Here is a 12,088-nt window from a genome sequence, read left to right on the forward strand (position 1 = left end):
AGTCGTCAGCTGGCGTGCCGGACAGACGCCCAAGCGGCACACGATCTGACGACCCACGGCCGGGCCTCGGTGACTGAAGATCCTCAGATCGCAGGGGCCCGGTCTGCATACCGCGTCGCCTCGTCGTAGGCTCGGGCCACACGCAGCAGGTCCACGTCATGGCCGGGCGCACCCACCAGCTGCAGCCCCACGGGCAACCCCGCCGCGGTGAACCCGCCGGGCACCGAGATGGCCGGGCACCCGGTCGCCGAGATCAGGGTGGCCGAGCGCATCCAGTCCACGTAGGACCCCATCGCCACCCCTGCCACCTCCCGCGGCCAGGCCCACTCGGCCGGGAACGGGACCAGCTGCGCGGTGGGCGCCAACAGCACGTCGAACGCGCCGGCCCGGGTTGAACCCGCCGCACCGCCCCGTCCGGCATCACCGACGACGGTTCCGGTGATTCCGGCGGTTCCGAAAAAGCGTGCGATCTCACGGTCCAGCCGACCCCGCGCGATGGCCACGTCCATGAGGTCCGCCGAGGTCAGCGCCAGCCCGCGCTCCACGTTCCAGATGACCTCCTCCTTGACCTGCCCGGGGAATCCAGCCACCACGTCCCGCAGGGCGAGCGCCATGTCGAAGGCCCGGGTGGCGTCGAAGACCCGGTCCGCCTCACGCAGCCTCGGGCACGCCTCCTCCACCGTCGCGCCGAGGTCGGCCAGCACCTCCGCCTCTTCCCGCACGACGGCGGCCACCTCGCCTTCCACGGGCACGCCCAGCCCGAAGTCGGTGGTCACCGCCACCCGGACCCCGGCCAGCGGACGGTCCGGCGTGGTGGCGTGCCGAGCCCGCCCCACGGACTCGGCGAGGAGTTCGGCGAAGTCCCCGGCCGGCGTCGGGCAGGGCACCGGGACCCGGGCATCCGGGCCGGCGAGGACGGACAGCGCCAGGATGACGTCCTCCACCGAACGCGCCATGGCGCCCTTCTGCCCGAGCCAGGCGCGAGGGTCCCGCGCCGGGGCGTTGGGCACCACCCCGTGCGAGGCGCGGAAGCCGACGACGTTGTTGAAGGCGGCCGGATTGCGCAGCGAACCGCCCATGTCCGAGCCATCGGCCAGGGGCTGGATGCGCGTGGCCAGGGTGACGGCGGCCCCACCCGAGGAGCCGCCGGCGCTGCGACTCGGGTCGTAGGGATTGAGGGTGGTCCCGAACACCGTGTTGTAGGTGTGGGAGCCGGCGGCGAACTCGGGGACGTTGTTCTTGCCGGTGGAGATCACGCCGGCGCGCTGGAACCGTTCGACCACCAGGTCGCTCTCCCGGGGCACCAGATCCGCGAAGATCGGGGAGCCGGAGGTCGTGCGGATGCCCGCGGTGGCATGGGTGTCCTTGTGCGTCATCGGGATCCCGTGCAGCGGAGGCAGGTCCTCCGGGGCCGTGGCGGCGGCGCGGTCGTCGGCGGCGAGCGCCTGGTCGTAGGCGCGTTCACGGACCTGGGTCACCACGGCGTTGACGCTCGGATTGACCTCGTCGATCCGGGCAAAGTGGGCCTGAAGCACCTCCCGGGCGGACACCTGGCGATGACGCAGGGCGGCGGACAGGTCTCGGGCAGACAGGCTCAACGGGTCCATGTCGGAATCCTAGGCGGTCCCTCATCGTCCAGGCCTTGGCGGACCGTCCAGGACCTCACGGAAGGCCCGTTCGGCCGCGTCCGAGAACGGGACGAAGACGACCGAGGTGACCGGGCCGGCGTCGGGACCGACCTCCGCGGCCATGGCGCGGCAGGTCTGCACGGCGATGCGGGCCGCGTCGTCCATCGGCCAGCCGTAGACGCCGGCGGAGATCGCCGGGAAGGCCACGCTGCCGGCCCCGAGCCGGGCGGCCACGCGTAGGGATTCCCGGTAGCAGGAGGCCAGCGTCTCGGACTTGTCGATCGTCTTCGCGTACACCGGCCCCACCGTGTGGATGACCCAGCGCGCCCTCAGCCGGCCCGCCGTGGTCGCGACGGCCCGGCCGGCCGGCAAGCCGTCCGCCAACTCCGTCTCGCGCAAACCTCGGCACTCCGCGAGGATCTCGGGGCCGCCGCGGCGGTGGATGGCCCCGTCCACGCCCCCGCCGCCGAGCAGCGTGGAGTTGGCGGCATTGACGATCGCGTCCACGGACTGCTCCGTGATGTCCCCGGGTTCGATGCGCAGTTCCATGCCCCGATGGTGACACGTCCCGCCGGTGCGCCGCGAGAGGTCCGGTTCCGGCTCGTTCTGCCGCTCACCCTGCACTCACTCCTGCCGCTCCCTCCCTTGCACTCACCCATGACGGATGTCATGGAGCATCGGTGACGCCCGGCAGATCCGCTGCGGGGCCCGGTTCCACAGACTGGAGGCATGAACACCACAGCCCCCGGGACCGTCCCGGGCACCGTCCCCCCTTCCGGCCAGCGATCCCCCGCGGCGGGTGCCGACTCTGCCGGCCCCGACACTGTCGGCACCGCCCTCCACGCCACCGGCGTCCACCGGCAGTTCGGCAGCGGGGCCGGCGCGGTCCGGGCCGTCAACGGCGTCGACCTGCAGATCCAGCGTGGCGAGATCGTGGCCCTGCTCGGTCCCAACGGCGCCGGCAAGACCACGTTCCTCGACCTGGTCCTCGGCTTCACCGCCCCGACCTCCGGCTCCCTCACGGTCCTCGGGATGCCTCCGAAGCAGGCCGTGCTCGAGGGCCGGGTCGGCGCCGTGCTCCAGACCGGTGGCCTGTTGAGCGACCTGACGGTCAAGGAGACCATGTCCATGGTCGCCGCCTGCCAGCCCCGCCACATCCCGGTCGAGACGGCCCTCGAGCGGGCCGGCGCGGCACAGATCGCCAGCCGCAAGGTCCGCAAGTGCTCCGGCGGCGAACAGCAGCGGCTGCGCTTCGCCCTCGCCCTGCTGACCGAACCCGACCTGCTGCTCCTGGACGAGCCCACCGCCGGCATGGACGTCCGGGCCCGCAAGGAGTTCTGGGAGACCATGCAGGGCGAGGCCGAGCGTGGCCGCACCGTCGTCTTCGCCACCCATTTCCTCCAGGAGGCCTCGGACTTCGCCGACCGGATCGTGCTGATGCGCGCCGGCCGCAAGGTGGTGGACGGCCCCGTGGACGAGGTCCTCGATACCGGTCACCGCACGGTCACCTGTGTATGGGACGGACCCGGCACCCCCGAGGAGGCCGCGGCGAAGCTGGGACTTCCCGACGCCGTCGCGCACCAGAACGGCCGGGTGCGGTTCACCGCACAGGACACGGACCGGCTCGCCGGTTTCCTGCTCTCCGCGGGACTGGCTCACGATCTCACCATTGCGGCGGCCTCACTGGACGAGGTCTTCCTCGACCTCACGGCCGACGACGCCACGGAAGGAACCCTGACATGAGCACCACCGTCTCCCCCCAGATTCAACAGCGCCAGTACGGCCAGCACGGCCGGAAGAAGTCCCGGCTGCGGATCATCACCGCCTTCGCCGGCTGGGAGTTCCTCCGCAACGCCCGGATGGTGGAGTCCACCTTCTTCATCGTGGTCCTGCCCACCGTGCTCTACCTGATGTTCGGTGCCCTGTCCGCCTACGGGGAGAGCCCGGTCGGCAACGGCACCATCGCCACCTACAACATGACGGCCATGACGGTCTACGGCGCCACGATGGCGACGAGTGCGATCGCCGGATCAGCCGCCCTGGAACGCCAGCAGGGGTGGGGCCGCCAACTGGGCCTGACCGGGCTGACCAGCACGGGCTACATGCTCGGCAAGGTGCTGGTGGCCCTGGGTATCGCCCTGATGCCCATCGTGGTGGTCTTCACGGTCGGCTCCCTGACCGGTGCGGCCTTCGACGAGGCGTGGATGTGGCCGGCCTCGGGTGCCCTGGCCCTGCTCGGGGCCATCCCCTTCGCGCTCTACGGGCTCGCGGCGGCCCTGCTGTTCCGCTCGGAGGCGGCCGTCTCGGCGGCGTCCGGCATCCTCGTGGTCCTCGCGTTCTTCGGCAACCTGTTCATGCCGCTGTCCGGCACCCTGCTGGAGATCGCCCGCTTCACACCCATCTACGGCATCGCCGCACTGGCGCGGTGGCCACAGTTGGAGGGCACGGTCGTCAGCATGGAAGACGGCGGCGCTCCGATCAGCGACCCGTTGTGGGCCATCGTGCTAAACGTAGTGACATGGACCATCCTCTTCGCCGCGATCTGCCTGGTCGCCTCCCGCCGTTCCACCCGGCGGGGCTGAGCTGATGCCCCGCGGGGCCAGGACCAGGCCGAAAGGGCCAGAGGGGCCCGAGGGGCCCGCCGGCCGGATCGCCGTCCAGCCGGCGGGCCCCTTCGGGGCCGGTGAATGGCCCGAGGTCCCCCTGAAGGCCAACGAACGGGCCCCCGTCCTCATCACGGCCGGGGTCTGGCTGGTCTTCCTGGTGGTGCCGCTGGTGGCCATGGTCACCGGGGATGCGCCGCTCGGGACGAAAGTACTCGGCTGCGCCGGCCTGGCGGCCTTCGTCGCGGTCTACATGGGGCATTTCATCTGGCCCTGGCCATGGCGCACCCTGCCGCATTGGGTGAACACCGCTGCGGTCACCGCTGTCCTGCTCCTCTGCGTGAGCGCCACCATCCCGGCGGGTGGCCTCAACTCCTTCAATTTCCTGCCGTTCACGCTGGCCATCTGGATCTTTCCGCACCGGCTCAGGGTCGGCCTCCCCGTCTCCGTGGCGCTGTCCGCGGCCTGGGTCGTGGTGGCCCTGAGCGTGGACGCCGGGGGCAGCCGCTTCTGGCTGGTCGTCCCCACCGTCATGGCCCTGGTGATCATGCTCGCGCTGCGACTGGCCATGGAACGCGAGGAGGGCTCCCGCATCCTCGGTGAGGAACTCGCCCTCTCCCGCCAGCGCGAACGGGTCGGCCGGGACGTGCACGATGTCCTGGGCCATTCCCTCACCGTCATCACCCTGAAGACGGAGCTGGCCCGCCGCCTGGTGGACGCCGACCCGCAGCAGGCCAAGGCCGAACTCGACGAGGTCCTCGAGTTGTCCCGGCAGTCCCTGGCCGAGGTCCGCACCACCGTCGGTGGTCTGCATGCCCCGGACCTGGGCGCGCAACTCGCCTCGGCCCGCACCGCCCTCCAGGCCGCCGGCATCGCGTTCCGCCTGCCAGAGGCCTCTTCCGTCGCCGGCTTCCGGCCCGACCGTCGCGAACTCTTCGCGTGGTGCCTCCGGGAGGCCGTCACCAATGTCATCCGCCACTCCGGAGCCTCGCACTGCACGGTCACCATCACCGCGGACCGGCTCACCGTGGCCGACGACGGCACCGGGCTCGGCGCGTCGGCCTCGCCCGGCAACGGGCTCAGCGGCATGCGCCATCGGGTCACGGAGGCTGGCGGGACCCTGTCACTGGGCCGGGCCCATCCGGGTTCGGACCGACCGGGTACGACGCTGGAGGTGCACCTGTGACGACTCCGACCGGCCGGGCCGGCGTCGGGCCCATCCGCTTGTTGCTGGCCGATGACCAGGCCCTGGTCCGCGGGGCCCTGGCCGCGCTGCTGTCCATGGAACCCGACCTCGAGGTGGTGGCGCAGGTGGGCGACGGGACCACCGTGGCGGCCGCCGTGGCCGAGCTGCGCGTGGATGTGGCCCTGCTGGACATCGACATGCCGGGACTGGACGGGATCGAGGCCGCCCGGGCCATCGCCGCCGGCGGGACGGGATGCCGCTCGCTGATCGTCACCACGTTCGGCCGGCCTGGTTACCTGCGGCGGGCCCTGGAGGCCGGGGCCAGCGGCTTCGTGGTGAAGGACACCCCGGCCGAGCAGCTCGCCCAGGCGGTGCGCTCCGTGCACGCGGGACGCCGGGTCGTGGACCCGTCCCTGGCCGAGGAGACGCTCGTGTCCGGGTCGAATCCGCTGACCGAACGCGAGCGGGACGTGCTGCGCGCCGCGCTGAACGGTTCCAGCGTGCGCCAGATCGCCGCCGCCCTGTTCCTCTCACCCGGCACGGTGCGCAACCACCTGTCCTCGGCCATCGGCAAGACCCACACCACCAACCGGACCGAGGCGGGCCTCGCGGCACGGGACAACGGCTGGCTGTAGACGAGTCAGAACACCAGGCCGAACGCCCACACGCCGAGCGTGAGGGTGGTCAGGGTGATGAGGACCATGCCCACCAGGTTGAGGTAGAGCCCGCCCTTGATCATCTGGCCGATGGTCACGTAGCCGGAGGCGAAGGCGATCGCGTTCGGCGGGGTGGCCACGGGAAGCATGAAGGCACAGGTGGCGGCCAGCGCCACCGGGATGCACAGCAGCAGCGGGTCGACCCCGACGCCCATGGCCACGCCGCCGGCCACCGGCAGGAAGGTCGCCGCCGTGGCGGTGTTCGAGGTGATCTCGGTCAGGAACAGGATGGACGTGGCCATGATCGCGACCAGCAGCCAGATCGGGATGCCGTCCAGACCCGCGACCTGCTCGCCGATCCAGTCGGCGAGCCCTGATCCGCTGAACTGGGCGGACAGCGCCAGCCCGCCGCCGAACAGCAGCAGGACGCCCCACGGCAGCTTGACCGCGGACTCCCAGTCCAGGAGCCGGACGCCCCGGGCGGCACCGGCCGGCAGCAGGAACAGCAGGAGTCCGGCGACCATGGCGATGCCCGCATCGCTGATGAGGTCCTCGAACAGCAGGGGGATGGTGATCCAGGAGGCGGCGGCCAGGACAAAGATCGCCAGGACCCGGATCTCGCCGGAGGACATCCGCCCCAGCTTGGACAGTTCGTCCGAGATGAGCTCGCGACCGCCCGGGATCTCCTTGATCTCCGCCTTGAACAGCACGCGCGTCAGCAGGAACCAGACGATGAACATCATCACGATGGACAGGGGAACGCCGACGAGCATCCACTGGCCGAAGCCGATGGTCACCCCGTGGGACTCGGCCATGTAGCCGGCCAGCAGGGCATTCGGCGGCGTGCCGATCAGGGTGCCGAGCGAGCCCACGGAGGCGGCGTAGGCGATGCCGAGCATCAGGGCCGTGCCGAAGTTGGACTTGATGACGGCGTCCTTGACCTCCCCGGAGGTCGGATCGGAGGACTCCTCCACGGGATTGGACTTGTCCGCCGCCACCACGAGGGTCAGCACGGACACGCCGATCGGGATCATCATCACGGCGGTGGCGGTGTTGGACACCCACATCGAGAGGAAGCCAGTGGCGATCATGAAGCCGGCCACCACGCCGCCGGGCCGGGTGCCCATGGCCCGCACCGTCACCAAGGCGATCCGGCGGTGCAGGTTCCATCGCTGCATGGCCAGCGCCAGCATGAAGCCGCCCATGAACAGGAAGATGATGTTGTTCCCGTAGGAGGCCCCCACATCGTCCACGCCGACGTCCTGCCCGAACGCCGGGAAGAGGATGAGCGGCAGCAGGGCGGTCGCCGGGATCGGGATGGCCTCGGTCATCCACCACACCGCCATCAGCACCGCGACGGCGGCCGTCAGCCGGGCGTTGTGCTCGACGTCCGCGGGCATCACCAGGAACACGACGGCGGCCAGTACCAGTCCCGCGCCGAAGCCGATCCACCGCCGTAGGTTCAGGTTCCGTCCCTCTGCCGATGCCTGCTCACCCGGTGACCGGTGGTCGGTGGGCTGCTCCCGGCCGGCCGGTTCCGAAGTTTCTGTCGGTTCTGTCGATTCCTTCGGTGTGGCGTCTGTGGTCTCCGAGCGAGCCTGTCCCGTGGTGTCGGACATGGTGAACTGTCCTTTCGTGGCCTGGTCAGACCGTCTGTGACTAGCAACACAGTAGAGGCGGCTTCGCCGGGAGATCGATGGTTGACCTGCGCCTCAACGCAGGCCTTCTCCTGATTCCGTCCCTCCGGGCGTTCAGCGCCTCCCTTCGGGCTCCGCGGCGGTGCGCGCTTATCGCGTCCGTGGCCTTTGGCAGTCTGGGGGCATGGAGACTTCAGCAGTGGTGTTGGTGGCCGTGGTGTGCGTGGTGGCGGGCCTGGTCGTGGGCGCGGTGGCGGGCGGATGGCTGGTCTGGACGCGCCTGCGCGGGACGTGGGAGGAGTCCGCGCGGGCAGCCAGGGACGAGGCCCAGGCAGCACGGAGCGAGTTGTCCGAGGTCCAGGCCGCACTGGCCGCGGCGGAGGCCGAGAGCAGGGTCCTGGCTGCCGAACGGACAGCGGACCGGGACCGTTCCGCCGCCGAGTCCAAGGTGCTGACTGCCCTCGCCCCCGTGGGGCAACGGCTGGAGACCCTGCAGCGGCAGGTCGGCATGCTGGAGCGGGACCGCGTGGAGCAGTACGGGCAGCTCTCCGAACAGCTCAAGACCGCGGCCGCCACGGACTCGGCCCTCCTGGTCAACACCAAGACCCTGGTCGCCACCCTGAAGTCGACCTCGGCGCGAGGGCACTGGGGCGAGGTGCAGCTGCGCCGGGTGGTGGAGGCCGCCGGGATGCTGCCCCACACCGACTTCTCTGAACAGGAGGTGCTGCGCGGAGACGAGGACCAGATCCTCCGGCCGGACCTCGTGGTGCGACTCCCCGGCGGGAAGTCTCTCGCCGTGGATGCCAAGGCGCCATTGGCGGCCATCCTCGAGGCCGAGGAAATCGCCGGCGACTCGACCACCGAGGGTGCCAGCCGGCGCGATGACCTGCGCCAGGCCCATGCCAAGGCCGTCCGCGCCCACGTGGATGCCCTCGCCGCCAAGGGCTACTGGCAGGGGTTGCAGGACTCGCCCGAGCTGGTCATCTGCTTCCTGCCGGCCGAGTCCTTTCTGGCCGCCGCGCTCGAGGCCGACCCTGGCCTGCTGGACCACGCCTTCTCGAAGAACGTGGCCCTGGTGGCACCGGTATCCCTGTTGACCGCCCTGAAATCGGTCGCCTACTCCTGGCGCCAGGAGACCTTGACCGAGAACGCCCGGGAACTCTTCGCGGTCTCCCGGCAGCTCTACCAGCGCCTCGGGACCCTCGGCGGGCATGTCACCAAACTGGGGAGTTCATTGAAGTCGGCGGTGGAGAAGTACAACTCCATGGTCGGCACGCTCGAGACCCGCGTGCTGCCCTCGGCCCGGCGCATCGGCGAGCTGAACCCCTCCAGCGTGGAGGGGATGCCATCCGCCCCTCCCCTGGAGTCCACTCCGCGCGTCCTGTCCGCGGCGGAACTGCTGGAGGAGCAGGGCATGCCAGCAGACCTGCCAGTTGATCTCCGACGTCAGGCGTGACGGAGCTCACACCGGAAAGACGGCGTCCGGCGGAATAGGCCTGAGCCCCTCCGAGTTGAACACGAATGACTAGTTGAAATTTCAACGTCTTCACGTCTACGCCCTGACCTGTCTGAAAGGACACCCATGCGCATCGGCTACATCGTCGGCTCCCTCGCCCAGAACTCCATCAACCGCCGCCTGGCCAAGGCCCTCACGGCGCTGGCCCCCGAGGGCGTGGAGTTCTTCGAGGTGTCCATCAGCGACCTGCCCCTGTACAACTCGGACTTCGACGCCGACTACCCGGCCGCCGCCCTGGACTTCAAGGAGTCCGTGTCCTCCGCTGACGGCCTGCTGTTCGTCACCCCGGAGTACTCCCGCTCCATTCCCGCCGCGCTGAAGAACGCCATCGAGTGGGGATCCCGTCCCTGGGGCCAAGCCGTATGGGGCGGCGTCCCCGCCGCCGTCATCGGCACCTCCCCGGGCGGCACCGGAACCGCCATGGCCCAGCAGCACCTGCGCAACATCCTGGCGCACCTGGACATGAAGACCATGGGGCAGCCGGAATCATTCGTCCAGGCCCGCGAAGGCGCTATCGCCGAGACCGGCGAGGTCCAGGATGCCACGCTCCTGCCGGTCCTGCAGGGCTTCATGGATGCCCTCGTCGCGCACGTGGAGACCAACGCCCGCGTCACCGTCTGACCCGGCACCTCCCCGAGGCGTTGCGCGCAGCGCTACACGCTGCATCTGACGCCGCATCCCCGAGCCCCTCGACCCGAGCACCAGGGTCGAGGGGCTCGTTGCTGTTGCCGCCTCGGACCTGATGCGGTGCGGTGACGACGTCTGACGACGTGCTGCCGCGGCGTCCGACCCCCTGCCCACCACCGCCGATGCCGGGATCCCACCCGCCATGCCGTAGACTGTCCGCTAGCCAGCCGGTCAGGATCCTTCCTCACCGGTGCCGGCCAGCACCGCGTTGAGTGGCTCTTGTGATGCCGCAGCCGCCAGTGCCAGGGCCGGGTCTTTCTTCCACCCGGACGGATTCCTTTTTCGTGACTTCTCTTCAGCCTGCCGCCGTTTCCGGCGGTTCTTCCACCATGCCCACTTCATCCGACTCGGAATTCGCCGAGCTCGGGGTGCCCGCCGGCCTGGCCGCCGCGCTGGTGCCGCAGGGCATCATCTCCCCCACTCCGATCCAGAAGGCCACCCTTCCGGACTCACTGACCGGCCGGGACGTGCTCGGCCGTGGCCGGACCGGTTCCGGCAAGTCCTACGCCTTCCTGCTGCCGCTGGCCTCCCGTCTGAGCGGCGGGCGCTCGGCCACGGCCCGCCGGCCGCGGTCGCTCATCTTGGCCCCGACCCGCGAGCTGGCCCTCCAGCTCGAGGACTCCTTCAAGCCGCTCTCCGCGGCCAGCGGCCTGTCCTCGTTGACGATCTTCGGTGGCGTCGGCCAGAACCCGCAGGTCAAGGCGCTGGCACGCGGCGTGGACGTCCTCGTTGCCTGCCCCGGCCGCCTGCTGGACCTGATGGGTCAGGGGCACGTGGACCTGTCCGGCGTGGAGATCCTCATCATCGACGAGGCCGATCACATGGCGGACATGGGCTTCCTGCCGATGGTCCGCCGCATCCTGGACAAGGTACCCACCTCGGCTCAGAAGATGCTGTTCTCCGCCACCCTGGACGAGGGCGTCGGCGTGCTCGTCAAGAAGTACCTCAAGAACCCCGTGGTGCACGAGGCCGATTCGGCCGTCTCCCCGGTGGCGAAGATGGACCACCACGTGGTGTCCGTGGACGGGGATGACAAGCTGGCCGCCCTGGCCAACCTGTGCGCTGCACCGGGCCGGACCATCGTGTTCACCCGCACCAAGTACGGCGCCAAGAAGGCCGCCAAGCAGTTGCGCCAGCGCGGCGTGTCCGCCCTGGAGCTGCACGGCAACTTGTCCCAGAATGCCCGCACCCGGAACCTGGACGCCTTCCACAACGGCACCGCCGGAACCCTGGTCGCCACGGACATCGCCGCCCGCGGCATCCACGTGGACGACGTCTCCCTGGTGATCCACTCCGATCCGCCTACCGAGCACAAGGCGTACCTGCACCGCTCCGGCCGCACGGCCCGTGCGGGCCAAGCCGGCACCGTGGTGACCCTGGCCGGGCGCGAGCAGCGCAATGAGGTCCGCACCCTGATGCGCGCGGCCAAGATCACCCCGACCGTCCATGCCGATGGCGCCGACGATTCCCTGCTGGAGACGCTGGCCCCGGGTGAGCGCTCCTTCCTGGAGGCCGCTGAGCTCGAGAAGCTCCTTGCCGTCTCCACGCCCAGCACCCAGCAGTCCGGCCAGAACGGCGGCGGAGGCCAGGGCAGCGGTCGCTCCGGCGGTCGCAGCGGCGGCGGAGCCTCCAGTGGCCGTTCCGGCGGTCGCAACGGCTCACGTGGTGGCCGCAACGGTGGCCGCTCCGGCGGCCAGGGCGGTCAGCGCGAGGGCCAGCACGACGGCGGCCGGCCCCGCAGCGACGCACCGTCCGGTGAGCGTTCGGAACGGTCCCGCAACGAGCGTCCCTCCCAGGATCGCGCCGGCAACGGTGGCGGCCAGGGCGGTCGCGGAACCGGCCGGCCGGGCAACCGCCGCGCGGGCTCCTCGGCCGGGACTCCGACGTCGGGCGGCCGGGTGTACTCCTCGGAGTCCGGCGGACGCAACACCGACATCCGGGAGAACCGCGACCATGAGGGCGGCCGCGAAGGCCGTGGTGGCGCGGGTCGCTCCCGCGGTGGCCGCAGCCGCCGCTCCTCCAGCGCGCAGGGCTCTCCCCGCAGCTGATCTCCGGCCGAGCGCCGGTTGAGCGCCTGCCTGCACAGAGAGAAGCCCCCGCATCCGGCTGGCGGTTTCCAGGGGTCCTCGCAACACCTGATGGTTAAGTGACTGTTAGTAGATCACGCAGACGCTC

10 protein-coding genes are annotated in these 12,088 nt (G+C 70.6%); 7 read left to right on the top strand and 3 right to left on the bottom strand.

All coding sequences use genetic code 11. From position 1 onward, the window contains the following. Window positions 1–83: 83 nt before the first annotated feature. Both ACFFIO_RS06200 and ACFFIO_RS06205 read right to left on the bottom strand, forming a co-directional pair. Window positions 84–1,607, bottom strand: a complete 1,524-nt coding sequence (locus tag ACFFIO_RS06200) for an amidase family protein (protein WP_378040715.1) — start codon at window positions 1,605–1,607, stop codon at window positions 84–86. Between the two features lie 21 nt (window positions 1,608–1,628). Further along, complete coding sequence (locus ACFFIO_RS06205) at window positions 1,629–2,177, bottom strand: O-acetyl-ADP-ribose deacetylase (RefSeq protein ID WP_378040716.1); 549 nt, start codon at window positions 2,175–2,177, stop codon at window positions 1,629–1,631. Between the two features lie 180 nt (window positions 2,178–2,357). Between ACFFIO_RS06205 and ACFFIO_RS06210 the strand changes: the two genes are divergently transcribed. The 4 genes from ACFFIO_RS06210 to ACFFIO_RS06225 are packed head-to-tail and all read left to right on the top strand — an operon-like array spanning window position 2,358 to window position 6,052. Next, complete coding sequence (locus tag ACFFIO_RS06210) at window positions 2,358–3,371, top strand: ABC transporter ATP-binding protein (RefSeq protein ID WP_378040717.1); 1,014 nt, start codon at window positions 2,358–2,360, stop codon at window positions 3,369–3,371. After that, on the top strand, window positions 3,368–4,210 hold the full coding sequence (locus ACFFIO_RS06215) for an ABC transporter permease (protein ID WP_378040718.1): 843 nt from the start codon (window positions 3,368–3,370) through the stop codon (window positions 4,208–4,210). The genes ACFFIO_RS06210 and ACFFIO_RS06215 overlap by 4 nt, the downstream gene beginning before the upstream one ends. 4 nt (window positions 4,211–4,214) lie before the next feature. Beyond that, window positions 4,215–5,417, top strand: a complete 1,203-nt coding sequence (locus ACFFIO_RS06220; RefSeq protein WP_378040719.1) for a sensor histidine kinase — start codon at window positions 4,215–4,217, stop codon at window positions 5,415–5,417. Continuing rightward, window positions 5,414–6,052 (top strand): response regulator, encoded by a 639-nt coding sequence (locus tag ACFFIO_RS06225; protein WP_378040720.1) that lies wholly within the window; start codon window positions 5,414–5,416, stop codon window positions 6,050–6,052. Before ACFFIO_RS06220 ends, ACFFIO_RS06225 begins: the two co-directional genes overlap by 4 nt. Before the next feature lie 5 nt (window positions 6,053–6,057). Here ACFFIO_RS06225 and ACFFIO_RS06230 read toward each other — a convergent pair whose 3' ends face one another. Beyond that, window positions 6,058–7,692: an SLC13 family permease gene (locus ACFFIO_RS06230; protein ID WP_378040721.1), complete on the bottom strand. Its 1,635-nt coding sequence runs from the start codon at window positions 7,690–7,692 to the stop codon at window positions 6,058–6,060. A 202-nt stretch (window positions 7,693–7,894) separates the two neighbouring features. On the opposite strand from ACFFIO_RS06230, the gene ACFFIO_RS06235 reads away from it, so the two are divergent. From ACFFIO_RS06235 to ACFFIO_RS06245, 3 genes are all read left to right on the top strand, one after another. Beyond that, window positions 7,895–9,166, top strand: a complete 1,272-nt coding sequence (locus ACFFIO_RS06235; RefSeq protein WP_378040722.1) for a DNA recombination protein RmuC — start codon at window positions 7,895–7,897, stop codon at window positions 9,164–9,166. A 126-nt stretch (window positions 9,167–9,292) separates the two neighbouring features. Beyond that, the gene (locus ACFFIO_RS06240; protein WP_378040723.1) at window positions 9,293–9,847 is read left to right on the top strand and encodes an NADPH-dependent FMN reductase; all 555 of its coding nucleotides are present in this window, start codon (window positions 9,293–9,295) and stop codon (window positions 9,845–9,847) included. Between the two features lie 395 nt (window positions 9,848–10,242). Beyond that, window positions 10,243–11,961 carry a DEAD/DEAH box helicase gene (locus tag ACFFIO_RS06245; protein ID WP_378040724.1) on the top strand — a complete coding sequence of 573 codons (1,719 nt, stop codon included), beginning with the start codon at window positions 10,243–10,245 and terminating at the stop codon, window positions 11,959–11,961. Window positions 11,962–12,088: the final 127 nt, after the last annotated feature.

Origin of the sequence: Citricoccus parietis, assembly GCF_042433045.1 — a bacterium.
GTDB classification, from domain to species: Bacteria; Actinomycetota; Actinomycetes; order Actinomycetales; family Micrococcaceae; genus Citricoccus; species Citricoccus parietis.